The organism is Clostridium sp., assembly GCF_017888565.1.
Lineage (GTDB): Bacteria > Bacillota > Clostridia > Clostridiales > Clostridiaceae > Clostridium.
Window position 1 is genome coordinate 13,649 of record NZ_JAGHFX010000017.1, and the last position, 25,576, is coordinate 39,224.

General features: G+C 26.7%; 18 protein-coding genes. 16 read left to right on the forward strand and 2 right to left on the reverse strand.

Going from position 1 to position 25,576, the window contains the following annotated elements; all coding sequences use genetic code 11:
* The first annotated feature begins 7 nt into the window (after positions 1-7).
* From xdhB to J7M87_RS03025, 6 genes are all read left to right on the forward strand, one after another.
* Positions 8-889, forward strand: a complete 882-nt coding sequence (gene xdhB, locus J7M87_RS03000; protein WP_291648531.1) for a xanthine dehydrogenase FAD-binding subunit XdhB — start codon at positions 8-10, stop codon at positions 887-889.
* Positions 882-1,355 carry a xanthine dehydrogenase subunit XdhC gene (xdhC, locus tag J7M87_RS03005; RefSeq protein ID WP_291648533.1) on the forward strand — a complete coding sequence of 158 codons (474 nt, stop codon included), beginning with the start codon at positions 882-884 and terminating at the stop codon, positions 1,353-1,355. The genes xdhB and xdhC overlap by 8 nt, the downstream gene beginning before the upstream one ends.
* 54 nt (positions 1,356-1,409) lie before the next feature.
* On the forward strand, positions 1,410-2,771 hold the full coding sequence (locus J7M87_RS03010; protein ID WP_291648535.1) for an 8-oxoguanine deaminase: 1,362 nt from the start codon (positions 1,410-1,412) through the stop codon (positions 2,769-2,771).
* 78 nt (positions 2,772-2,849) lie between these two features.
* Positions 2,850-3,428, forward strand: coding sequence for an NTP transferase domain-containing protein (locus J7M87_RS03015; protein ID WP_291648536.1), 579 nt, complete (start codon positions 2,850-2,852; stop codon positions 3,426-3,428).
* 195 nt (positions 3,429-3,623) lie between these two features.
* Positions 3,624-4,838 carry a YgeY family selenium metabolism-linked hydrolase gene (locus tag J7M87_RS03020; RefSeq protein WP_291648537.1) on the forward strand — a complete coding sequence of 405 codons (1,215 nt, stop codon included), beginning with the start codon at positions 3,624-3,626 and terminating at the stop codon, positions 4,836-4,838.
* A 164-nt stretch (positions 4,839-5,002) separates the two neighbouring features.
* The gene (locus tag J7M87_RS03025) at positions 5,003-6,286 is read left to right on the forward strand and encodes a sigma 54-interacting transcriptional regulator (RefSeq protein ID WP_291648538.1); all 1,284 of its coding nucleotides are present in this window, start codon (positions 5,003-5,005) and stop codon (positions 6,284-6,286) included.
* Positions 6,287-6,709: 423 nt separating this feature from the next.
* On the opposite strand, the gene J7M87_RS03030 is transcribed toward J7M87_RS03025, so the two are convergent.
* Complete coding sequence (locus J7M87_RS03030) at positions 6,710-7,024, reverse strand: hypothetical protein (protein ID WP_291648539.1); 315 nt, start codon at positions 7,022-7,024, stop codon at positions 6,710-6,712.
* A gap of 1,074 nt (positions 7,025-8,098) precedes the next feature.
* On the opposite strand from J7M87_RS03030, the gene ssnA reads away from it, so the two are divergent.
* From ssnA to J7M87_RS03070, 8 genes are all read left to right on the forward strand, one after another.
* Positions 8,099-9,427 carry a putative aminohydrolase SsnA gene (gene ssnA, locus J7M87_RS03035; protein WP_291648540.1) on the forward strand — a complete coding sequence of 443 codons (1,329 nt, stop codon included), beginning with the start codon at positions 8,099-8,101 and terminating at the stop codon, positions 9,425-9,427.
* A 172-nt stretch (positions 9,428-9,599) separates the two neighbouring features.
* The gene (locus tag J7M87_RS03040) at positions 9,600-11,336 is read left to right on the forward strand and encodes a hypothetical protein (protein WP_291648541.1); all 1,737 of its coding nucleotides are present in this window, start codon (positions 9,600-9,602) and stop codon (positions 11,334-11,336) included.
* A 73-nt stretch (positions 11,337-11,409) separates the two neighbouring features.
* Complete coding sequence (gene xdh / locus J7M87_RS03045; protein ID WP_291648542.1) at positions 11,410-13,968, forward strand: selenium-dependent xanthine dehydrogenase; 2,559 nt, start codon at positions 11,410-11,412, stop codon at positions 13,966-13,968.
* A gap of 470 nt (positions 13,969-14,438) precedes the next feature.
* Positions 14,439-15,446, forward strand: a complete 1,008-nt coding sequence (locus tag J7M87_RS03050; RefSeq protein WP_291648543.1) for a lysylphosphatidylglycerol synthase domain-containing protein — start codon at positions 14,439-14,441, stop codon at positions 15,444-15,446.
* A gap of 193 nt (positions 15,447-15,639) precedes the next feature.
* Entirely contained in the window at positions 15,640-16,407 is a 768-nt protein-coding gene (locus tag J7M87_RS03055) for an ABC transporter ATP-binding protein (protein ID WP_291648544.1), read from the forward strand.
* The gene (locus tag J7M87_RS03060; protein ID WP_291648545.1) at positions 16,397-18,394 is read left to right on the forward strand and encodes an FtsX-like permease family protein; all 1,998 of its coding nucleotides are present in this window, start codon (positions 16,397-16,399) and stop codon (positions 18,392-18,394) included. The genes J7M87_RS03055 and J7M87_RS03060 overlap by 11 nt, the downstream gene beginning before the upstream one ends.
* A gap of 153 nt (positions 18,395-18,547) precedes the next feature.
* Positions 18,548-19,219, forward strand: coding sequence for a response regulator transcription factor (locus tag J7M87_RS03065; RefSeq protein ID WP_291648546.1), 672 nt, complete (start codon positions 18,548-18,550; stop codon positions 19,217-19,219).
* Positions 19,216-20,229 (forward strand): sensor histidine kinase, encoded by a 1,014-nt coding sequence (locus J7M87_RS03070; protein ID WP_291648547.1) that lies wholly within the window; start codon positions 19,216-19,218, stop codon positions 20,227-20,229. Before J7M87_RS03065 ends, J7M87_RS03070 begins: the two co-directional genes overlap by 4 nt.
* Positions 20,230-20,400: 171 nt before the next feature.
* Here the strand turns inward: J7M87_RS03070 and J7M87_RS03075 are convergent, their stop codons facing one another.
* Positions 20,401-22,782 (reverse strand): family 10 glycosylhydrolase, encoded by a 2,382-nt coding sequence (locus J7M87_RS03075; protein WP_291648548.1) that lies wholly within the window; start codon positions 22,780-22,782, stop codon positions 20,401-20,403.
* Positions 22,783-23,130: 348 nt separating this feature from the next.
* On the opposite strand from J7M87_RS03075, the gene J7M87_RS03080 reads away from it, so the two are divergent.
* Both J7M87_RS03080 and J7M87_RS03085 read left to right on the forward strand, forming a co-directional pair.
* Positions 23,131-25,206 carry a tetratricopeptide repeat-containing sensor histidine kinase gene (locus J7M87_RS03080; protein WP_291648549.1) on the forward strand — a complete coding sequence of 692 codons (2,076 nt, stop codon included), beginning with the start codon at positions 23,131-23,133 and terminating at the stop codon, positions 25,204-25,206.
* A gap of 16 nt (positions 25,207-25,222) precedes the next feature.
* Positions 25,223-25,540, forward strand: coding sequence for a hypothetical protein (locus tag J7M87_RS03085; protein WP_291648550.1), 318 nt, complete (start codon positions 25,223-25,225; stop codon positions 25,538-25,540).
* Positions 25,541-25,576: the final 36 nt, after the last annotated feature.

Below are 25,576 nucleotides of genomic sequence, written 5' to 3' on the forward strand. Positions count from 1 at the left end.
AAGAGAAATGTTTGATATAAGTAATATTTACGAACCTAAAACTATAGAAGAAGCCTTAGATATTTTAGATAATAAAGAAAATATAAAAATTATTGCTGGTGGAACAGATGTATTAATAAAATTACACCACGGAAATATGATTGGAATTGAACTTTTAAGTATAAGAAATATAGATGAGCTAAAAGCAATAAAGTTAAATGATAATGGGGATATCGAAATAGGATCTATGGCTTCATTTACAGATATATTTAGAGATAAAATAATAAATGAAAATATATATGTATTATCAGAAGCAGCAGTATCTATGGGTGGACCACAAGTGAGAAATATGGCAACTATTGGTGGGAATGTATGTAATGGGGCAGTTTCAGCAGATAGTGCAACAACATTATTTGCACTAAATGCGCAGCTTCTACTAAGAAGTAAAAATGAAGAAAGAGTAGTGCCAATAAGAGAATTTTATTTAGGACCAGGTAAAGTTAGTATTCTTCCAGATGAAATATTAGTAAAGATAATAATAAGAAAAGAAGACTATAAAGGGTATAAAGGAAATTATATAAAATTTAGTAATAGAAAAGCTATGGATATTGCAATGCTAGGCGTGTCAGTAGTTGGATTTATTGAAAATAATAAATTTAAGGATTTAAGAATATCATTAGGGGTAGCAGCACCAACTCCAATAAGATGCTTAGAAGCAGAAAATTTTGCAAAAGGTATTGAAATAAATATGAATAATATTATTGAAATATCAGAAAAAGCATTGCTAAATGCTAAGCCAAGAAATTCATGGAGAGGATCTAAGGATTTTAGAGAACATTTGATAAAAGAATTAACTAATAGAGGAATCTTAGAGGTAATTAAAAGGGCTGGAGGTGTAGTTAATGAGTAATGAATTTATGAAGAAAATAACTCTTATAATTAATGAAAAAAAGCATAGTTTAGAAGTGGATATAAGAGAAACTTTATTAGATGTATTAAGAGAAAGATTACATTATACAGGAGTAAAAAGAGGTTGTTCTGTTGGAGAATGTGGTGCTTGCACAGTATTGGTAGATGGAGTACCAATAGATTCATGTATATATATGGCTGTTTGGGCAGATGGAAAAGAGGTTTTAACAGTAGAAGGAGTAGAAAAAAATGGAGAGCTTTCAAAGGTACAAAAAGCATATATAGAAGAAGGTGCAGTACAATGTGGTTTTTGTACTCCAGGGTTAGTTCTTACAACTACTTCTCTTGTAAATAGTGGTAAAAAGTTTACTGATGAAGAAATAAAGAGAGAAATTTCAGGACATTTATGTCGTTGTACAGGATACCAAAAGATATTTAATGCAACCAAAAAATCATTAGAAGAATAAAGAAAATTGAAGTGAGTTAAAGCTAATTAATTTATAAAAAGTGGAGGGTTTATTATGAAAAATACCTTATTCATAAAAAATATAAAAGCTTTAGTGACATGCGACGAGAAAGATAATTTATTTGAAAATGTAAATTTATATATTGAAGATGGAGTTATAAAATATATAGGAAATGATGTATATGAGGCAGATGAGGTAATTGATGCAAAGGATATGTATGTGTATCCAGGACTTGTAAACAGCCATCATCATCTTTTTCAAACCTTTACTAGAAATTTACCACAAGTTCAAAATATGGAGCTTTTTGATTGGTTAACTACCTTGTATGAGATATGGAAAGGCGTAGTTTCTGAATCAGTAAGATATAGTTCCTTAGTTGGCATGGGAGAATTAATGAAATACGGTTGTACGACTTGTTTTGATCATCATTATCTTTTCCCAGAAAAAGCTGAAGAAACTCTTATTGATGAACAATTTAATTCAGCTAAAGAGCTTGGTATTAGGTTTCATGCATCAAGAGGAAGTATGAATTTAAGCAAGAAAGATGGAGGACTTCCACCAGATTCAGTTGTTCAAAAAATGGATAAGATTTTATATGATTCTGAAAGACTAATAAAAAAATATCATGATGCAAATGAGTTTTCTATGAGACAAGTTGTTTTAGCACCATGTGCTCCTTTTAATGTTACAGCTGAACTTATGAAAGAAAGCGCAGCTTTAGCTAGAAAATATAATGTGAGGCTTCATACACATTTAGCAGAAACAAAGGATGAAGAAAAGTATACTCTTGAAAGATTTAATATGAGACCTCTTGAATATATGGAAACTCTTAATTGGGTTGGTAATGATGTATGGTATGCTCATGGAATTCACTTTAATACTGATGAACTTAAAGTTCTAGCAAAAACACAAACTGGAGTGGCACATTGCCCAATTTCTAATATGAAGTTAGCATCAGGAATAGCAAGAATTCCAGAAATGATAAATTTAGATGTCCCTGTCGGATTGGCTGTCGATGGAAGCGCAAGTAATGATGGATCTAATCTTTTGGAAGAGCTTAGAATTTGTTATTTACTTCATAGATTAAATTGGAGTAATAAAGCACCAACAGGATATGATATATTAAAATTAGCCACTAAAGGAAGTGCTAGAGTTCTCGGAAGAAAAGATATAGGAGAACTTTCAGTTGGAAAGGCTGCTGACTTATTTATAATAAATTCTAATAGGATAGAATTTATAGGTGCAGAATATGATCCAAAATCAATACTAGGTACAGTAGGATGTAAAGCACCTGTAGATTATACTATAATAGCAGGAAAAGTAGTGGTAAGAAATGGTGAACTTACTACAATAGATGAAGAAAAAACTGCTTTTGAAGCTAGAAAAGCAGTAGAAAATTTATTTGCTAAGATATAATATGTAAAATTTTTGCAAAGTAAATTCGATTAATTTATTATATGGAAGTGCTTCCTTAAAAATAAGGGTGTGGGATAAATGAATGGAATAATTTTAGCATCTGGTTTTAGTAGAAGGATGGGAAAAAATAAGTTATTAATGAATATTGGAGAGGAAGTAATCCTTCAAAAGGTTATAAGAGAAATAAAGAAAAGTGATATTTCTAATATAATTCTAGTTGCAAGGGAAGATAGTGTTATTGAGATTGGAATTAGAGAAGAGATACAAGTAATTAAAAATAAATTTGCGATTTATGGACAAAGTCAGTCTATAAAATTTGGATTAACAATGGTAGATGTAAATCAAAATTTTATGTTTTTTTGTGGAGACCAACCCTTTATAGATAGTATCTCAATAAATAAATTAGTAACTGCTTCTCTAAATTTCAAAGATAGTATAATAATACCAAGAGCAAATGGCAAAACAGGGAGTCCTGTTATTTTTCCTAAATTTTTAAAAGATGAATTAGAGGCATTAGAAGGAGATTTTGGAGGGCGAGAAGTAATAAAAAGTAATAAGAGCAAAGTTATTTATATAGATATAGATAATGAATTATTTCTTCAAGATATAGATACTATAGCTGACTATAAGAAATTCATTACAAGTACAGAAGAATAAGAAGCAGTTATCAAAATGATATAAATTATTATTTTGATAACTGCTTAAAAATATTATTAGGTTTTTATATGAAGTTCTACCAATTCTAATAAAATTTTGTGGAAATTAATTCTGATTTTTATAAAATATTTGGCATAAAATATGCTTTATACGTAATTAGATATATCTTTAGAGATTAAGGTGGAGGGAACTAATATGGATTATAGTTTTATATCTGAAGAGGTAATGAAATGTGCTGAGAAATACAAAGAAGATATGAGTGACTTTTTAAGAGAAATAATAGCTATACCTTGTGAAAGTTGTAATGAAGAACTTAAGATAATGAGAATAAAAGAGGAAATGGAAAAGGTTGGATTTGATAGGATAGAAATAGATCCAATGGGTAATATTTTAGCTTATATTGGAACAGGAAGTCATTTAATAGCAATGGATGGACATGTTGATACTGTAGGAGTAGGAGATCCAAGTCTTTGGAACTATAATCCATATGAAGGTGATGAAGATGCTGAAATTATTTTAGGAAGAGGGGCAAGTGATCAAGGTGGTGGATTAGTAGCCATGGTTTATGCAGGAAAAATAATTAAAGATTTAAACTTAGAAGATGATTATACTTTACTTATAACGTGTACTATTCAAGAAGAGGATTGTGATGGACTTTGCTGGCAATATATAATTAACGAGGATAATATAAGGCCAGAATTTGTGGTAATTACAGAGCCGACTGCATGTAATATAAATAGAGGGCATAGAGGAAGAGTAGAAATAAAAGTTAGCACTAATGGAATAAGTTGCCATGGATCAGCTCCAGAAAGAGGTGAAAATGCAATATTTAAGATGGCTCCAATATTAAATGAATTAAGAAATTTAGATAATGAGCTTATGGATAATGATTTTCTTGGGAAAGGTACATTAACTGTATCTGAAATATTTTACTCATCACCTTCAAGATGTGCTGTAGCAGATGGATGTAGTATTTCTATAGATAGAAGATTAACCGATGGAGAAACTTATCAATTGGCGATAAATCAAATTAAAGAGCTACCTTCCGTTAAAAATGTACAAGCACAAGTATCTATGTATAATTATAATAAGGAATCTTATACAGGGCTTTCTTATGAGACACAAGCGTATTTTCCAACATGGGTTATACCTGAAGAACATGAAGTATGTCAGACGCTTATAGAGTCATATAGATATTTATTTAAGGTAGAACCTATTGTGGATAAATGGACATTTTCAACTAATGGTGTTTCTATAATGGGGAGGTATGGTATTCCATGTATAGGTTTTGGGCCAGGACATGAAGATCAAGCACATGCACCAAATGAAAGAACATGGAAGAGTGAAATAGTAAAGGCAGCAGCTATGTATGCATTAATTCCTACAATTTATATGAATGTTAATAAATAAATTAAAATGAAGCATTAGATATAAAATGAGCTTATAAAAAGGTTATTTTATGAGTCTAAGCTTCTTTTTTGATGATTATAATAATTGTAAGAATAAGAGAAAAATGGTAACATAATATTATGAGAGGATATGACAATCAATAATATTTTACAAAAGGTGATAGCATGGAAGAAAAGTTTATTGAAGACATAGCTAATAAAATAAGCGATGGGATTATAATTTTAAATTCTAACGATAAAGTAATTTACGCAAACAATTACGTAAGAAGAGCCTTAAATATCCAAAGTATTGATTTAGAAGAAGTAGAAATATTTATAGGGGAAGATAAAGAAAATAATAAGATTGGGATAAAGGTTAAGGGAATTGATTATGACGGTATAGGAGAATTATTAGAAATTGATTTCGATTCATACAACTATAAACATATTATTATATTGAATAAAATTTGTAAAAAAGATAAATGTAATAATATAACTGAAAATAATGTATGGGGAGAAATAAAATTAGAATCTATAATTGGTGAATCAGAGGCAATGAAGAATATTAAAAAGAAAATTATAAAGATAGCAAATTCAACTTCATCAGTGCTTATAACAGGAGAAAGTGGCACAGGCAAGGAAGTTATAGCAAGAGCTATACATTCACAAAGTAATAGAAGTAATAAACCATTTATAGCCATAAATTGTGCAGCTATACCAGAAGCATTACTTGAAAGTGAATTATTTGGTTATGCAAAAGGAGCATTTAGTGGAGCAAGTAATAGTGGTAGAATAGGTAAGTTCGAACTTGCTAATGAGGGAATAATATTTCTAGACGAAATTGGAGATATGCCTTTAGCATTACAAGTAAAACTTCTTAGAGTTCTTCAAGAAAGAAAGTTTGCTAAAATAGGTTCTAATAAAATGATAAATTTAGACATAAGAGTAATAGCTGCAACTAACAAAAACATAAAAGAAATGATAAAGGAAAAAAGGTTTAGAGAAGATCTTTATTATAGGATAAATGTTATACCAATAGAAATTCCAAATCTTTCGGAAAGGAAAGAAGATATAAAGCAGCTAGTGTTAAACTTTATAGAGAAATATTGTTCAACATATAGATTAGAAAGAGTTTATATAGAGGATGATGTTATAGAAAAACTAAAAAACTATCCATGGGAAGGTAATATAAGAGAGCTACAAAATGCTGTGGAGTTTATGATAAATTTAGTAGATGAAGATAATGTGATATCATGTAGTATACTTCCAGATAATATAGTAGATTATTATAATAAACATAATGAAATCGATTTATATAAAATTACAGATGAAGATTTTATAACTTTAGAGGAATTAGAAAAAAGATATATAAATTATGCTTTAGAAAAATACGGACATGACACAAAAGGAAAATCTAAGGCGGCTAAAAAACTTGGAATAGGTTTAGCTACTTTATATAGGAAAAGCTGAAAATACTGACAAATATAATGCTTTTTATAATTTTAATGATAAAAAATAGTTTATTTTATATAAGATGATTATAGTATTTTAAAATAAATAGTGTTTTATTTAGGATATATCAACTAAATAATATTAATGAAGGAGCTTATTTATGAAAAAAACTCAAATTACTATTTAAAAGTGTTAATGATCTAAGTGAGTTGGTGTTATAAAGAAAGGAAAAGTTCTATTGAGATAAATTTCGCAACTATTATAGTAACAGTTCTTAATTTCTTTTTATTATTTGGTATTATAATATTGATATATAAATTCATTAACAAATTTTGGATTGTTAGGTTAAAAAATAAAGAAGTGAGCGAAAAAATAGATTATATATATAATAAACTAAAAGATTGAATAAATTTCAAAATATAAGTGATAGTTATACAGGTTTCAGTAACTATCACTTATATTTTGACTACAATGGAGATAAACCATTATACACCATCCCCATAAACCTGATATAAATGCAAAGAAAACAGTTGATAACTTAGGATTTTTAGTAAGGTTAAGTAAATAAAAATCTATTTCATTAGTGAAAAATATATATGATAGTATAGGTAAATAACTTAGAATATTATTTATAATATTGTACCTTTTAGTTTGAAAAAGTTTATTATTACAATTTGAGCATTTGATATTAGAAGAATTATTAAAAATTATATCTATTCTTATCAATTTGTTATTACAATAAGGACATATTTTCATAGTTTCACCTCCAAATATTATTCTAATAGCAATTATCAATCAAAAGTTTACATTATTAGTTAAGCTAGTTCATATTTATTGATAATATACCATCCATTTGATGTTTGGTTTGCAGTAAATACTTCTTCTGAGATATACTTTGATAATTCATCAGAATATCCTTTATCGTAAGAAATGATTATTTTACAACATTTTAAATGTCAATATTATCGGGATTACTGCTTACAGTACTGTTACTAAAAGATATAAATATAAAAGCAAATGCTAATAATATAATTGAGTGTTTTATATGAACTTTATTAATATTAACCACATCATTTATTTATAATCAGATTCAAAGAGTATATCTGAGTTAAATATAATTTTTATTTAACATATATTTCTATTATATATAATATATGATTTACAATTCCAGTAAAAATGAGTATTAAATAAAATTTATATAAATATTAATTGTCTTGTCTTAAATCTCTTAATACAAATATAGATATAAGTTAGATTGTTTTGTCACGTAAAATTCTAGTTTTTATAGGATAAAAGTATTATGCATATCATTATATTTTACATTTCTCAATATATTTTCATCTTTACAATGAATGTATATCTTATCGATATGGAATTTTATTTCTGTAATTTGATTAATTACTTTGGTAGCTTTTTAATTTCTTTTCTTAAAATGATAATTATAATTACTAAATTGATAATAAACCTTAAATTAGTAGTAATGAAATTAATATTATTCTGAAATAAGACTATAAATAGCTTATTATTAATTTTTAACTAAAGTATTATCAATTAAAATACTGTCGTAAAAACTTGTTCCAAATTTAAAATCATTTAATACTTTACTTTCACCATTCTTAATATATATATTAGACATTAAACATAATATATTTATTTTAAGGCTATTAATTTCAACATAGATAAGAATATTAGCTTAAAGAAAGTTTAGGATTAAATGAGTATTTTTATAAAAATACTTAAAATAAAATTAAGTAAAAGAATAATTTTATAGAATTTGGCATGGATAATGCTAAATATAATTTTAAGTATATTATACTGGAGGGATAATAGATGATTTTAATTGGTAATGGTATAGTTATAACCCAGGATATTGATAAACCCATTATAAATAATGGAGCTATTGCTATAAAAGAAAATTTAATTATTGAAGTTGGAGATTATGAAATTTTAAAAGCTAAATATAAGGATTATGAATTTATTGATGCTAAAGGCAAGGTTATAATGCCAGGATTAATAAATACGCATCATCATATATATAGTGCTTTTGCTAGAGGTATGGATGCTAAAGAAAGTCCTGCAGAAAACTTTAATCAAATACTAGAAAGACTTTGGTGGAAGCTAGATAAAAAGTTGACACTTGAGGATACAAAATATAGTGCGTACACAACATATATTGATTGTATTAAAAATGGTGTAACTACTGTTTTTGATCATCATGCAAGTCCTATGAGTATAACTGATAGTTTATTCACTATAGGAGATGTAGCAAAAGATCTTGGAATCAGAACTTCATTATGTTATGAGGTATCTGATAGAGATGGACATAAAATAGCAGAAGAGGGTATTAATGAAAACGTAAACTTTATTAAGTATGCTAATAAAGATTCAAGTGATATGATAAAAGGCCTATTTGGACTTCATGCGTCTTTTACATTAAGTAATAGAACTTTGGAAAGATGTACTAAAGAAATTCAAAGTTTAAATTCAGGATTTCATATTCATGCAGCAGAGGGCATATCAGATTTACATGAGTCTTTAAAGAGCAGTGGAAAAAGAGTTATTGAAAGACTTTATGATTTTAATATTTTAGGAGAAAAGACTTTAGCAGTCCATTGTGTCCATATAAATGATAGGGAAATGGAATTATTAAAACACACTAATACAAATGTAGTTAATAATCCAGAATCAAATATGGGAAATGCAGTTGGATGTTCTCCAGTATTAGAAATGATAAATAAAGGTATAAATATAGGAATGGGAACTGATGGATATACTAGCGATATGTTCGAGTCCATGAAGGTTTTCCCTATAATACAACGACATAATAGGTGTCATCCAAGTGTAGCTTTTAATGAAACATTTAAGTTGTTATTTGAAAATAATAGAAATATAACAAATAGATTTTTTAATAAAGGTCTTGGGATATTAAAAGAAGGAGCTTATGGAGATGTGATTATAGTTGATTATAATCCTCTGACTCCAATGAATGCAAGTAATATAAATGGTCATATGCTTTTTGGATTTACAGGAAGATCTGTAATAACAACTATTATAAATGGAAAAATTGTTATGAAAAATAGAGAGTTAGTAAATATAGATGAAGAAAAAATATTTGCAGACTCAAGAAAAATAGCTCAAAGGTTATGGGATCAGATGTAAGAGTTATTAATTAAAGATTTAATAAGTTTTTTACGTATACGGGAATAGAAAGTTCGTATTAACTTAAATAGAAGTGATAGTATTTGTAAATTTATATCAAAGTTTAGATAATAATTAAAATTTATAGTGATAGGAATTTATATTAATTTGTCTTATGAAAGGTGGAAGAATTATGAGCGATGTAATGAAAGTAATGTCTTTTGAAAAAATTCTTGATTTAACTCTTAAAGATTATTATACAAAAGGAAAAATATTTGGAATAGAAGAAAAGGATTTTTATAGAGATATTGATAATAGTATAGAAATGAATTTTTGCAATGAGTATTTAAGATTTCCAGTAGGTCCTGCAGCAGGTCCTCATACACAATTAACACAAAACTTCTTAGCAGCTTATTTAACAGGTTGTAGATATTTTGAACCTAAGACTGTTCAAATAGTAGATGGAAAAGAAATGCAAGAAATGATAGCAAGACCTTGTATTGATGTTAAAAATGTAGGATACAATGTAGAATGGTCTACAGAATTAACAGTTGAAGAAGCAAAAGAAGAGTATATTAAAGCCTCTGTATTGTTGCAAGTAATGGGAATTGAGCTTGGATTATCTGATGTAAAAGATTTTATACTTAATATAAGTGTAGGATATGACCTTAAAGGAATTCAATCAAAAAAGATTTCTGATTTTATTGATGACCTTAAAGAGGCAAGAGATACTAGAGCATTTAAAGAGTGTATAGAAGTATTAAAGAAAAATATAAATAACTTTAAAAGATTTAAATTAGAAGATATAGATAAGCTAAGTTCAAAGATTACAAATATAATTACACTTTCAACAATGCATGGATGTAAAGCAAGTGAAATCTTAGATATAGCGACTCATTTAATGGTAAATAAAAATATAAATACATTGTTAAAATGTAATTCTACATTATTAGGTTATGATGCTGTAAGAAAAATATTAGATGATTTAGGCTACGATGACATAGAACTTAAAAAAGAAGACTTTGAACATGATTTACAATTTGATATGGCTAAAGAAATAATATCTAAGTTACTACAAATAGGTAATGAAAATGATGTAACATTTGGGGTTAAGTTAACAAATACATTACCTGTAGTTAATACTAGAAATGTTATACCAGGGGATGCTATGTATATGTCTGGAAAACCACTTTACCCAATAGCAATAAATGTAGCTAAAAAAATTTCTAATGAGTTTAATAATATATGTATGTCAATATCAGGTGGAATAGATAAAAATAATGTATTAGATGTTTTTAGTACTGGAATTGCGCCTATTACAATAGCGACATTATTTTTGCAACCAAAAGGATATGTAAATAACATTGCGGTATTAAATGAAATGAAAAAATCTGGACATGCACCTGAAGGATTAAATATTGAAGCTTTAAATGATTTAGCTGATAAGGCAAAGAATGATACTAATTATAAAAATAAAGGTAACGGTAAAGTTTTAGAAGATAAGTTAGAGACCTTTGATTGCTTAAAGAGTTGTGGAATTTGCGTTGATGTATGTCCAAATAGAGCTAATATGAGAGTACCAGTTGAAGAACTTTCAGCTAATTATCAAATAGCTCATGTTGAAAATATGTGTAATGAATGTGGTAACTGTCATATGTTCTGTCCAAAGGGTGGATTCCCTTATCTTAAGAAACCTACTATTTATAAGAATTTAGAAGAATATAATAATTCAAAGAATACTGGATTATTAAGAATTGGAGAAGATAAATTCTTATTACGAGAAGAAGGAAAAGAATATATATATGTAGTTAATTCAAAAGAAGAAAAGAGTAAATTAGAAATTACTGCTGAAACAATTTTAAAAGATTATTCTTATTATATTGATGAAAGAAATGCTTTAAAAGAAGAAGAACTAAAAAACTACGTATAATAAGTTATCAAAAAGATTTTTTATTTATAAAACACTAAAATTATTATTTTGATAATTGGGAGGAGCAAATTAAATGTATAGTTTTAAGCTCAATGGTAAAAGTGTATCAGTAAATGAAGATATGGGTTTACTTGATTATTTAAGAGATATAGTACAATTGACATCAGTAAAAAATGGTTGTGCAGAAGGTGCTTGTGGTGCTTGTATGGTATTAATTGATGGTATAGCACAAAGAGCATGTATTCAAAAGTTAAGTAAATTAGAAAATAAAGATGTAATCACAGTTGAAGGAATTAGTGAAAGAGAAAGAGATGTTTTTGCTTATGCCTTTGGTAAATGTGGAGCAGTACAATGTGGATTTTGTATTCCAGGAATGGTTATAAGTGCAAAAGGATTACTTGATAAAAATTTAAATCCTACTGAAGAAGAGATAAAAAATGCTCTTAAAGGAAATATATGTAGATGTACTGGATATGTAAAAATTATAAAAGCTATTAATTTAGTTGCAGAACTTTTAAGAAATAATGAAGAAGTACCTAAAGTATATTGTAAAGGATTAGTTGGAGAAAATTTACCTAGAATTGATGCTGAAGTTAAGACTTTAGGAATTGGTAAATATGCAGATGATTTATATTTTGATGAAATGCTTTATGGATCTGCATTAAGATCAAAATATCCAAGAGCCTTAGTTAAAAATATAGATACATCAAAAGCAAAAGCCTTAGATGGTGTTTATGCTGTTTTAACGGCAAAAGATATACCAGGGGATAGATTTATAGGTCATTTAGTCCAAGATTGGCCAGCGATGATAGATATTGGAGAAGAAACTAGATATTTAGGAGATGCTGTTGCTTTAGTAGCTGCAAAAAATAAGAAGATATTAAAAGAAGCATTAAATCTTATAGAAGTTGATTATGAAGAACTTCCACCTGTAATAAATCCTGAAATGGGAATGAAAGACGATGCCCCTAAAGTTCATGAAAGTGGAAATATTCTAAGTAGACAATATTTAAAAAGAGGAGATGCAGATGAGGCTATAAAAAATTCAAAATATGTTGTAACAGAAAAATATAGCACTCCACCAACTGAACATGCATTTTTAGAACCAGAATGTGCAGTTGGTAATTATGAAGATGGAATTCTAACAGTATATACAGGTGGACAAGGAGTTTATGATGAGCTTCGTGAAATAGGAAAGCTTTTAAATTTAGATCCAAGCAAATTAAGAATAAAAAGTATGCTTGTAGGAGGCGGATTTGGTGGTAAGGAGGATATGAGTGTTCAACATCATGCTGCACTTTTAACTTACTATACAAAGAAACCAGTTAAAGTTTCTTTAAGCAGAAAAGAAAGTATAATAATCCATCCAAAGAGACATGCAATGGAAATGGAATTTACTACAGCTTGCGATGAAAATGGAATTTTAACTGGAATGAAGGCAAGAATAATTTCAGATACTGGAGCTTATGCATCATTAGGTGGACCTGTATTACAAAGGGCTTGCACTCATGCAGCTGGACCATATAATTATCAAGATGTGGAAATAGAAGGTATTGCTGTATATACAAATAATCCACCAGCAGGAGCATTTAGAGGCTTTGGAGTTACTCAATCAGCGTTTGCAAATGAATGTAACATAAATAAGCTTGCAGAGCTTGTAGGAATTTCACCATGGGAGTTTAGGTATAGAAATGCAATTAGACCAGGTCAAGTTTTACCTAATGGACAAATTGCTGATGAAGGAACTGCATTAGTAGAAACTTTAGAAGCTGTAAAAGATGCTTTTGAAAATAATAAAAATGTCGGTATATCTTGTGCATTTAAAAATGCTGGCTTAGGTGTAGGCATTCCAGATACAGGTAGATGTAGAATAGTAATTAAGGATGGTAAGGCTGTTATAAGAACTTCAGCAGCTTGCATTGGACAAGGTGTTGGTACAATAGCAACACAAATTCTTTGTGAAACTACAGGAATAGATCCAAAGCAAGTTTCAGTAGATAATCCAGATACTTTTACTACACCAAACTCAGGAACAACAACAGCTTCAAGACAAACTGTATTTACAGGAGAAGCAACAAGAGCAGCAGCTTTGAAACTAAAAGATGCCTTAAAGGATAAAGTTTTAGGGGAACTTGAGGGTGAAGAATTCTATGGGGAATATGTTTCAGATACAGATCCAATGGGTAGTACAAAGCCTAATCCAGTAAGTCACGTTGCTTATGGATATGCAACTCAAGTAGTAGTTTTAGATGATAATGGAAAGGTAATAAAAGTAGTTGCAGCTCATGATATTGGAAGAGCTGTAAATCCTATAGCTGTAGAAGGTCAAATTGAAGGTGGAGTAGTTATGGGACTTGGATATGCATTAACAGAAGATTATCCATTAAAAGATGGAGTTCCATTAGCTAAATTTGGAACATTAGGATTATTTAGATCAACAGGAGTTCCAGAAATAGAAACTATATTAGTAGAAAAAAATAAATCAAGTTTAGCATATGGAGCAAAAGGTGTTGGAGAAATTGTTGTTGTTCCAGCTGCTCCAGCAATGCAAGGGGCTTATTATAAATTAGATGGTGAATTTAGAACTAAATTACCACTTGAAAATACTTTTTATAAGAAAGTAAAAAAATAACTTATAATAAAAATAATCAAATAATAATACTATAAAATCATCTTTTTGAGTAATAAAAGATAAAATTAAATTATCTTTTACTTAAAAAGATGATTTTTTATAAAAATAAAAAAAGGTTACATAATTGAAAGCTTTAAGTAATATACATAAATACTACAAAGGTAAAATAATTAATATAATAAATTTATAAATTGATATGGGAGATGATTTTTTATGAGAAAGATTAAAGAAGTTTTAACTGTTGTTGCTTTAGTAGTATTTGCAGGGTATGATGAAAAAAAATTTAATTTATAAAATATCCTCAAAGTAGACATATTAAATATTAATTAGAACTTTGAGTATAAATTTCTGAAAGATAATAGTAATAAATAAAAATATTTTGAATTTACCTTACTATTGATGTATACTAATAAAGATTAAGTAAATATATTTTTATGTATTGTATAAATTGATTTGTTGGGAGAATTTATATGTTTGTTAAGATAGAAGATAAAGTAAAGGTATGGATGAAAGTAGCTTTTATGATTAGTATATTTACAGTAATTATTATTCAGTTTAGAAAGCTATTTTCAGATTTTGATATGCATACATTTTACATATATAAAGACAAGCTTTCTTTTATAACTTTAAGTATTATTGCTATTTTAGGATTATTATCATATTTACCATTATCCTTATATGATTTTATAATAAAGGATACATGTAATATTTCTTTAGATAATAAGAGTCTTTATAAATCTTCTTGGATTGCAAGCTCTATTTCAAGTATAGTAGGATTTGGCGGAGCAGCTGCAATAGCACTTAAAAGTCATTTTTATTCACCTTACATTAAGGACAAGGCGGCATTAGTTAAAGAAGTATCAAAAGTGGTATTATTAAATTTTACTGGCTTTTCTGCACTTTGCTTTATTTATTCTATTTCAAATATATCAAACTTAAAAAAATTTGAATTAGTAAGGCTAGGGATATTTTTAGCAGCACTTTATGCCCCAATTATTTTTATATATAATCTATATAGGTATACAAATAAAGAAAAACGTGAAAATGCTATAAAGACCATAAGGATAATGACAATTTCAATTTTAGAGTGGATAGCAATGGCTTTATTATTATTTAGTATTTTAAAGCTATTAGGAACTTCTTTACCACTTTCGAAAATATTTCCAATTTATGTTATATCTTCAGCTATAGGTATTGTTAGTATGATGCCTGGCGGAATTGGAGGATTTGATTTATCATTTATATTAGGGGTTAGTGCATTAGGAATAAATAAAGAAGAAGCATTACTAGCTTTAGTTTTGTATCGTATAAGCTATTATATTATTCCATTAACGGTAGGAATATTTTTATTAATTTATGAAACTAAAAATAAAATAGGCAAGGGCTATATTGATATTTTTAAATTAGCTACAAGAAAAATTATTTATATAGTAAAATTTACGAAACAAGTTAAAGTTGATGATAGTAAAGAATTTTAAAATAAGTTAATATATAAATATTGAACAATCCTTTAATAAGATAAAGGGTTGTTTTTTTATGCAGATATCTTACAAAAATGAAAGCTTAATGAAAGTTACATAAATATGTAATTAATTAATATTAGGATAAAATATGATTGTAAGAAAAACATTATATATAAACATTAATGTAGTTAATAAGAGGGAGGATAATATGAAGAATATTTTAAGTGTAGAAAAAATAGAAAAGTATTATGGAAATAAAGAAAATGTAACTAAGGCAATAGATAATATAAGCTTTAAAGTTGAAAAAGGGGAGTTCGTTGGAATAATGGGGCCATCTGGAAGTGGTAAAACAACACTTCTTAATTGTATTTCAACAATAGATACTGTAACTACAGGAAATATAGTAATAAATGATAAGGATATTACAAAATTAAAATCAAAACAACTAGAGAAATTTAGAAGAGATGAATTAGGATTTATATTTCAAGATTTTAATCTTTTAGATACATTAACTGCTTATGAAAATATAGCATTAGCACTAACTATCCAAGGTAGAAGTCATAATAAAATTGATGGGCTTATAAAAGATGTTGCAAGAAGTCTAGGAATAACAGAAGTGCTAAGTAAATATCCATATCAAATGTCAGGTGGGCAAAAACAAAGAGTAGCTTCAGCAAGGGCAATTGTGACAAATCCATCATTGATATTAGCAGATGAGCCAACAGGAGCTTTAGATTCAAAATCATCAAGGTTACTTCTAGATTCATTTGAAACTCTTAATAAAGAATTAGAAGCAACTATATTAATGGTTACTCATGATGCCTTTACAGCAAGTTATGCACATAGAATTTTATTCATAAAAGATGGAAAGATATTCAATGAACTTGTAAGGGGAGGAGATTCTAGAAAGGAATTCTTTAATAGAATTATTGAAGTAGTTACTCTTTTAGGAGGTGATGCAGGAGATGTATTCTAAAATAGCATTTAACAACGTAAAAAAGAGTATAAAAGATTATGCAATATATTTCTTGACATTAACATTTGCAGTTTGTATATTTTACAGTTTTAATTCTATAGAATCCCAAAAAGCTATATTTGAAATGAATAGTAGCCAGTCAGATACGATAAGTGGTTTAAGCAAAATTATAGGAATGGTTTCAATATTTGTATCAGTTATTCTTGGAAGTTTAATAATATATGCTAATAACTTCTTAATTAAAAAGCGTAAAAAAGAGCTTGGAATTTATATGACATTAGGTATGGGGAAAAATAAGATTTCTAAAATATTACTTTTTGAAACCTTAATTATTGGGATAATGTCATTATTAGCAGGACTTGTTATAGGAGTGATTTTTTCTCAAGGATTATCAGTGTTTACTGCAAAATTATTTGAAGTTGGTATGAAAGAATATAAATTTATAATATCATCTGAAGCAATAGTTAAAAGTACTATTTATTTTGGGATAATGTTTTTATTAGTTATGATTTTCAATACTATTGTAGTATCAAAATATAAATTAATTGATATGTTAACAGCTGCTAGAAAAAGTGAAAATATAAAATTTAAAAATCCAATTGTGAATATTATAATATTTATTTTATCAGTAATGATATTATCAGTAGCATATTATTTGGTAATTAAAGCGGGATTAAAGCCAGAAGATATTAAGTTTGTTATGGCTTTAATATTGGGTGTTTTAGGAACATTATTATTTTTTATAAGTTTAGGTGGATTTAGTATATATTTAATTCAAAAAAATAAAAAAACTTATTTTAAAGAACTTAATATATTTGTTTTAAGGCAAATAAGCAGTAAAATTAATACTAACTTTGTATCTATGACAGTAATTTCACTAATGTTATTTTTGACGATAACAACACTTTCAACAGGACTTAGCTTTAAAAATGCTCTTGAAAGTAGTTTAAAAGGAGCAACACCATTTTCGGCTTCAGCAATTATGTATCTTGATGAAAGATCTAATTCAAAGGATATAAAGGAAAATCTAGATAAATTAAATTTCAAATTCAATGAAGATGAGAAATATATAATATATACTGAATATGTTTCAAAAGAAAAGTTAGGAGATATTCTTAAAGACTATACAAAAAGTCCTGACAGTATGAAGGGATTTGAAGATAACCCAATCGAATTTATTAAAATATCAGATTATAATAAAATTATGAGACTTAAAGGTGAAAAAGAATTATCTTTAAATCAAGATGAAGTATTAATTTCTTCAAGCTTTGAAAATAAAATTAAAGAAATTAGTGAATTTGCTAAAAATGAAAAAACTATAATTTTAAGTGGAGAGGAATATAAAATAGCCAATACAGATTTAATTACAGAGTCGTTTTATACAGATTTACTTTCAGGAAATGTCTTTACAGTTATAGTTCCAGATAGTTTTAAGGGTGAGTTAGTTACATCAAGATCAATTTTAAATGTTAACTATCCTGAAGGTAAGTATGAAGAGAAATATGATAACTTATTTACAGACTTTAGGAGTGGAAGTTATACAAGAAATGATTATACAGATTTTGTATTAGGTTATACTAGAAATCAAATATATACTGAGAATAAAAGCATGACAACTGTCATTTTATTTATAGCAATATATTTAGGAATAGTATTTTTAATTTCTAGTGCTGCAATATTATCATTACAACAATTATCAGAAGCTGCTGATAGTAAGGAAAGATATATCTCACTTAAACGAATTGGAGCATCTAAGAAAATGATAAATAAAACTATATTTAAGCAAACATTAATATATTTTATGGTTCCACTTATTTTAGCAATAGTACATTCACTAGTAGGAATTAGTGTTATAAATGATTTTATAATCTTATTTAACAAGCCAAGTATTGGATTATCATCATTTGTTACACTGTTTACTTTAGTAGCAGTTTATGGAGGATATTTCTATGCAACATATACTGGGTATAAAAATATAGTTAAATAGATAAGTAGCAACCTAATAAGGTTGCTATTTTTTTGAAAACATACAGAATATAATTCATAAAATAATTTAAGTTTGTATGATAATAGTAAGTTTTAGTATATAATAAACATATTATAAAATATGTAATAATAAAAAATAATATAGAGGTGAAAAATGTATAAGATCGTTATAGTTGAAGATTCAGAGTCTATAAGAGAAGAGCTTAAGATATATCTAGAAAGATATGGGTATGAAGTTGAAGCTCCAGATTCTTTTGAAAATATAATCGAATATATTGATAAAAGTAATGCAAATTTGATTTTATTAGATATTAATCTTCCTTTTTATGATGGATATTATATTTGTAGAGAAGTTAGAAAAAAATCGGATATACCTATAATAGTAGTTACTAGTAGAGATAGTCAAGTTGATGAACTTATGAGTATGAATTTAGGAGCTGATGATTTTATTACAAAGCCATATAACACTGAAATATTAATAGCTAGAGTATCAGCAATATTAAAAAGAAGCTATGGAAAAAGTAATAGTGATGAAATAATTAGTTATGGAGATTTGAAGTTAAATCTTGCAAATGGAAGTATTTCATATAACTCGAATACTATAGAATTAACTAAAAATGAATTGAAAATTTTAGCATATTTAATTAAGAATAAAGGCAAGATTGTTTCAAGAGATACATTAATGGATGCGTTATGGCAATCTGATTTATTTTTAGATGATAATACTTTGTCAGTAAATGTAACTAGATTAAGAAAGAAAATTGAAGAAATAGGATTAAGTAATATTATTGAAACTAGAAGAGGGTTAGGTTATATAATGCCATGAGTATATTAGAATACATTAGTGATAGAAGAGCTAGAATAATAATAAATATTTTTCTATTTGTACTTGTATCTATTACCTTATTCTTTGCACATGTAAATAAGTGGTTAATAGTATTAATATTTTTTACCTGGATAGGACCTTTAGTTATAAATATTTTTATAGAATATTTTAAGCAAAATAGTTTTTATAAAAATATGATATCTGTATTAGAAAATTTAGATAAAAAGTATCTACTTACTGAAGTTATTGAAGAACCTGAATTTTTAGAAGGAAAAATAGTATATGATGTTTTAAAAGAAACAAATAAAAATATGAATGAAAATGTTAAATACTATAAAGAAAAGCAAGCTGAGTATAGAGAGTATATTGAAACTTGGGTTCATGAAATAAAAACACCAATTGCTTCAACTAAATTAATATTAGAAAATAGTGAAAGTGAAATTGCTTCAAAAATATCTTATGAGATAAAGAAGATAGAAGGCTTTATAGAACAAGTATTATATTATTCAAAAAGTGAAGATGTGAGCAAGGATTATATAATAAAAGAATTTAATTTATCAGATGCTGTTAAAATAGCAATAAGAAATAATTCAAGGGATTTTATAAATAAGAAGCTAACTTTAGACCTAAAAAAAATAGATATAATGATTTTTAGTGATATAAAATGGGTAAGCTTTATCATTAATCAAATTATTGGAAATTCAATTAAATATTCTCAAAAGGGAAAAGGAAAAATAACTATATATACTAAAGTCAATGAAAATAGTAATTCATTGATAATAGAAGATAATGGAGTAGGTATAAATCAAAGAGATGTAGAGCGAGTATTTGAAAAAGGATTTACAGGGGAAAATGGAAGGGTATTTGGTAAATCAACAGGAATGGGGCTTTATTTGTGTAAAAGTTTATGTGAAAAGTTAGGATTAGGTATTAAAATAGAATCAAAGGAAAAAGTAGGAACAAAGGTAGAAATAATTTTCCCGCTAGGAAAATTTACATTATTTCAATAGCTCATATAAGAATCTAAACTAGATCTATTATAAAATCATAATATGTTTTATAAATGGATTTTATATTATAAGTATATTAACTGTAAATTAAATAAACTTTAAAGAACAATAAATTAAATGTAAAGATAATTAATCCTAGCAATTTTTTTGATTGCTAGGATTAATATCTTTTTATAATTTATTTTTCTTAAATAAAGTGGCTCCAGCTATAGTAAGCATTGATGCAAAACTAAACAAAATTGATGAATTTCTTCCTCCTGTATTTGGAAGTTTACCATCTTGATTATTATTATTATTATTATTATTATTATTATTATTATTTTCACCAGGGTTTGTATTAGAATTATCTTTTAAATCTTTAATTTTAGATTCGGCTTTTACAAGTTTATCTAAGTTTGTTATTGCTGAATCATTATTTGCAATAGTAACTAATTTTCTTGCATCTTTAATAGAGGCTTCGTCTGATAAGGATATATTCTCTAGAGATGGTAGCTTGTCTATTGCAGAAATAGCAGCATTTTCTTTTGCTATTTGTTCTTCCTTAGCTTTTTCCTCTTTAAGTTCTGCTATTTTATTTTCAGCAGCAACTAATACATCTAAGTTAGTAATATAGACATCATTGTTAAAATCTATAACTAAAGCCCTAGCAGAAGTAACAAGTGATTCATCATCTAACTTTAATACATCTAAGGATGGAATTTTATTAATTGCGTCTATAATAGGTAAGGCAGCATTTTCATTATCTAGAACTTCTTTATTAAATATTTTAGCTTCATTTTCAACAGAGGCATTGTCTATTATAGTAACAGCATAAGTATAAGTTTTATTAGATTCTATATTTGCATCAATAAACTCTTTTCCAGATTCTATACCTTTTCTTGCAATTAAATTTTGAGGGTTGGTAATATCTACTTCATCTAGGTTTCCTTCTTGTCTATAAATACAATAGAATTTGCTATCTGCATTAGTATCATCCCAACTCAATTTAACTATATTATCGTTAACTTCATATTTGATATTAGTAACTGGATGAGTTTCTAATTTATCAAGCCAAGGCTTTCCAGGAACATTTGATGGTAAGTTTAAGTATTCCTTTTGCAAAATAGTATTAGAATGATTCAATATATCATATTTATCGCCAGGAGTAGCAACTGATTTAGGTAATAATTTATCAAAGGAGAAAAATGCACTTCCCTTAACGTTTTCAAACTTTTGATTAAATCTTAATTGGTTAGCTATTTCATATGGGTTTTTAAAATTATTATCCCAAGAAGCATCTATATATTTATAGTTAGGATGTCCAATATAAAGATGAGAATTATTTATGCCTTCAAATTGAGAATCCCACCATTTAAGTAATTCGCCATATGGAGCAGCAGCAGTATTAAAGGACCAATAAATTTGAGGAGTTAAATAATCCACTAAGCCTTCTTTTACCCATTTTCTTGTATTAGCAAATTGGTCTCTAAGACTTGAGGTTGATCCTATAGGTGTATTAGATCCTTCAGGATAATTTTCTGCATGTCCCCATATTCCAAATGGAGAAACTCCAAATTGTATAGATCTATTATTAGCTATATTAATGCTAGTTATCGTATCTTTAATTGATTTTATAAGAAGATTAATATTATTTTCTCTCCATTTAGCAGCATTTTCAATGTTGTATTCACCATAACCTCTATTATAATCAATAAAGGTTTCTTTATCTAGGTCTTGAGTATAGAAGTATATATCCTTACCATCTTCAGTATATTTATAAGGATAAAAATAATCATCAAAATGAATGGCATCTACATTATATTTAGTAGCAACTTCCTCTACTCTTTGAACAACATAATCAATTACTTCTGGTCTGCCTGGATCTAAGAATAATTTGTTTTGAAATTCGTATACTAAATGAGGATTTTTCCTTGCAAAATTATTTTCTGAAAGTTCATTCAATTTATCTAGAATAGGTCTTTTGTCAACAGTGTTAGTAACTCTATAAGGATTAAACCAAGCATGGAATTCCATACCTCTTTTATGGGTTTCAGAGATTAACCATTCTAATGGATCAAAATTATTGAAACCAGGGTCTTGGCCTTGGAATGTATAGTTAGAACCACCTTGATGTAGGTATTGAGACCATGGTGCTATTTCAGATGGATACCAAGCATCCAGCATTGGACTTACTTGAAAAGTAACAGCATTTAAATTTAATTCTTCAAATCTATTAAGAATTGAAGAAAGTTCATTTTTGAATTCTTCTTCAGCAGAAAGGTTTGGATCACTAGTTACATCAGAAATATCAATATTTACAACAGTTGATAGCCAAGCTGTTCTAAATTGTTCTTTAGGATTATCAAACTTATCAGGAATAGTTACCTGAGGACCATTTTTATAAAGATACACAGGTGTGTTCTCATCATAAGTTGACTCCATAGTAGTAAAGTCATAAGACTTAAAGTTAAATAGAGGTGATTCATTTGCTTTTGCAAATGAATTTTGCCAAGTAATTGCTTGGCTAGATATACTAGCAAGTAAAAATAATGTCAAAGCTTTTTTCTTAATCATAATACCCCTCCTTAATTAATTTAGATATTTTTAAAGTAAATTTAAAATTAAATTAAAAATTATATTTAATGGAAACATTTACAAATTAATATTATTGTAACCTATAAGATTGAATATTTCAAGATGTAATTTCGAAAAATGAAATAAATTTTCAATAGATAATTATTAATTTATTTGAGAACTTAAACATTAATGAATAGTTAGGAATAAAATGAAATATGACTAAATATTGAATAAAAACAAATAATATATTGTTAAAATTTAGGATGAAATGTATAATTAATTATATATTTATAATTATTTGAATCATATATATTTTAGGTTAATACTTAGATTTAAGGGGATAGCATGAAAGCGTTAGAAAAAGAGATCAGAGACTTAGAAGTGATAAAGGAACATAGTGACACCATGAATAAGGCTTACTCAAGTGCCGTGAATGCTTTGGAAAAAGTAGATGATGGATCAAAAAGTATAGATAAAGTACAATCATATTATTTAAAGACATTAGTTAATATAAATAAAATTATTATAGATGAAGCAACAGAAAATTTAGAAAGAGAGTTAATGATAAATAATAGTGATAATATATGCTTAGGACAAGTATATGCAGAACTTACAAAAATGTTCTTAGCTAAAAATGATATAAATGGATATGAAACTCATTTAATGTTAGCGGAAAAAACATTGTTATCAGAGAAAAATTATGAATCATTAATTAATCTATACATTAATTTATCAACTAAATTAATTAGAAATGAAAAAAAAGATGAAGGTATAAGTATAATAAAAAAAGCTTTAGCTTTGATAGGGAAAAATCATGGATATTGGATAGCAGAAGAGTACCTTAAAATTGGATCTATTTTTTCAATAGAACTAAATGATAATGAATTGGCATTAGAATTATATAATAAGGGATATAAATTAGCAAAAAAATATAATTTAAAAGATATTCAGGTATTGTTAATGTATTATATAGCAGTTGGATATACTTATATAGATAAAAGAAGAGATGCAATAGAACTATTTAATAAGCTTATAACTAATAATAAAAATAGCTTATCATTATTTCTTATTACTACAGTTTATATGGAATTATCTACATTATATATAGATTTAAATTTAAATATGGAAAACATAAACTCATTAATATATTTGGTTGAGAAAAATATAAAGAAGATGCCAATTAAGACTAAGGAGCAATTTGAAGCAAATTTAATACTTATTAAATGTAGATATTATTTAAAGATAAATGAAAAATCAAACTATATATTAGAAGAGTTAAATAAAGCTAAAGATATTTATGAAAAATATCGAGATACATTTAGATTTAGTAATTTTGATTTATATATAGAAATGTTATATGGTGATATATATTATAACTTAAATGAATATGAAATAGCATTATATCATTATAATAACCTAATAAATCTTTCTAGAAAATATGGATATAAATTTATTGAAAAAATATATGAAAGATTATCTAACACACATGAAAAAATTGGTAACTGTAAATTGGCTATGGAATATTTAGAGAAAGCTAACTCTATAATGATTTCATATGATAATAGTAAATATAGAGAAAAATATGTAGAGTTATACAAAAATCTTGAAGTACTACAAGAGTCAGAGAAAGCTAAGAGTGAGTTTTTTGCTAATATTTCTCATGAGTTCAAGACTCCTATAAATATAATATACTCGTCAATGCAACTACTAAATTTATATAAGAATAAAAATGAAAATGAGTTTATGGAATATTATTTAAAGTACAAAAATAACATAAAGCAAAATTGTTTAAGAAGCTTTAAGCTTATAGATAATATTATAGACGTAACTAAAATAAATAAAGGTAATTATGAAGCTAATTTTAATAATTTGAATATAGTTGAGTTAGTAGAGAAAATTACTAATTCAGTAACTCCATATGTAGAAATAAAAAACATTATGATATTATTTGATACTAATATAGAAGAACTTATAATAAAATGCGATGTATACATGGTTGAAAGAATAATTTTAAACTTATTATCAAATGCAATAAAATTTACTCCTAAAAACGGTAAGATTATAGTTAGTATTAATGATAAAGAAAATGAAGTTGAAATACGGGTAAGAGATACAGGAGTAGGAATTCCAAAGGCTATGAAAGATAAAATTTTTCATAAGTTTACTCAAGTAGATAAATCATTAAATGTAAGTAAAGAGGGAAGTGGAATAGGGTTATCTTTAGTAAAATCATTAGTAGACTTATTGAATGGAAAAATATATTTAAACACTGAATATGAGAGTGGAAGTGAATTTGTATTAAACTTACCTAAAGATAAGATTGTTGAAGAAGAGTGTACTGATTATAAAAAAGAAGGGTATAAATTAAATGTTGAAAAAATATCAGTAGAATTATCTGATATTTATGATTTATACAGTTAGTAGAGGTAGTAATGATATGGAATTATTTTCAGAATTAATAAATGAAGTTGATCATGGATATTTAAATATATTAAGAAATGAAAGATTGCATGAAACTAAGGCAAAAATACAAAAATATATAGAAAATGAAAACAATTATGAAAATATACAATATGCAAAAGGTATTTATTATTATTTAGAAAAGAACAAAAATAAGGCAGTTAGATTTTTTAAAAGAGCTATAAATAGTAATAAAATAAATAGCTTACATGAAAGAGGAAAAATATATTTATATATGACTAAGTGTTATTCGGATCTTGATGAAAATTATCTTCAAAAAAATATTTTAAATTAGCAGAAGAGATTTTTATAGAGGAAAAGTCATATTTTC

What these genes read in the sequence shown, in the direction of transcription:
- J7M87_RS03075 (WP_291648548.1), bottom strand. Translation starts at nt 22,782, where the DNA reads ATGATTAAGAAAAAAGCTTTGACATTATTTTTACTTGCTAGTATATCT.
- J7M87_RS03085 (WP_291648550.1), top strand. Translation starts at nt 25,223, where the DNA reads ATGGAATTATTTTCAGAATTAATAAATGAAGTTGATCATGGATATTTA.
- J7M87_RS03055 (WP_291648544.1), top strand. Translation starts at nt 15,640, where the DNA reads ATGAAGAATATTTTAAGTGTAGAAAAAATAGAAAAGTATTATGGAAAT.
- J7M87_RS03060 (WP_291648545.1), top strand. Translation starts at nt 16,397, where the DNA reads ATGTATTCTAAAATAGCATTTAACAACGTAAAAAAGAGTATAAAAGAT.
- ssnA (WP_291648540.1), top strand. Translation starts at nt 8,099, where the DNA reads ATGATTTTAATTGGTAATGGTATAGTTATAACCCAGGATATTGATAAA.
- xdh (WP_291648542.1), top strand. Translation starts at nt 11,410, where the DNA reads ATGTATAGTTTTAAGCTCAATGGTAAAAGTGTATCAGTAAATGAAGAT.
- J7M87_RS03065 (WP_291648546.1), top strand. Translation starts at nt 18,548, where the DNA reads ATGTATAAGATCGTTATAGTTGAAGATTCAGAGTCTATAAGAGAAGAG.
- J7M87_RS03040 (WP_291648541.1), top strand. Translation starts at nt 9,600, where the DNA reads ATGAGCGATGTAATGAAAGTAATGTCTTTTGAAAAAATTCTTGATTTA.
- J7M87_RS03020 (WP_291648537.1), top strand. Translation starts at nt 3,624, where the DNA reads ATGGATTATAGTTTTATATCTGAAGAGGTAATGAAATGTGCTGAGAAA.
- J7M87_RS03010 (WP_291648535.1), top strand. Translation starts at nt 1,410, where the DNA reads ATGAAAAATACCTTATTCATAAAAAATATAAAAGCTTTAGTGACATGC.
- J7M87_RS03070 (WP_291648547.1), top strand. Translation starts at nt 19,216, where the DNA reads ATGAGTATATTAGAATACATTAGTGATAGAAGAGCTAGAATAATAATA.
- J7M87_RS03050 (WP_291648543.1), top strand. Translation starts at nt 14,439, where the DNA reads ATGTTTGTTAAGATAGAAGATAAAGTAAAGGTATGGATGAAAGTAGCT.
- xdhB (WP_291648531.1), top strand. Translation starts at nt 8, where the DNA reads ATGTTTGATATAAGTAATATTTACGAACCTAAAACTATAGAAGAAGCC.
- J7M87_RS03025 (WP_291648538.1), top strand. Translation starts at nt 5,003, where the DNA reads ATGGAAGAAAAGTTTATTGAAGACATAGCTAATAAAATAAGCGATGGG.
- xdhC (WP_291648533.1), top strand. Translation starts at nt 882, where the DNA reads ATGAGTAATGAATTTATGAAGAAAATAACTCTTATAATTAATGAAAAA.
- J7M87_RS03080 (WP_291648549.1), top strand. Translation starts at nt 23,131, where the DNA reads ATGAAAGCGTTAGAAAAAGAGATCAGAGACTTAGAAGTGATAAAGGAA.
- J7M87_RS03030 (WP_291648539.1), bottom strand. Translation starts at nt 7,024, where the DNA reads ATGAAAATATGTCCTTATTGTAATAACAAATTGATAAGAATAGATATA.
- J7M87_RS03015 (WP_291648536.1), top strand. Translation starts at nt 2,850, where the DNA reads ATGAATGGAATAATTTTAGCATCTGGTTTTAGTAGAAGGATGGGAAAA.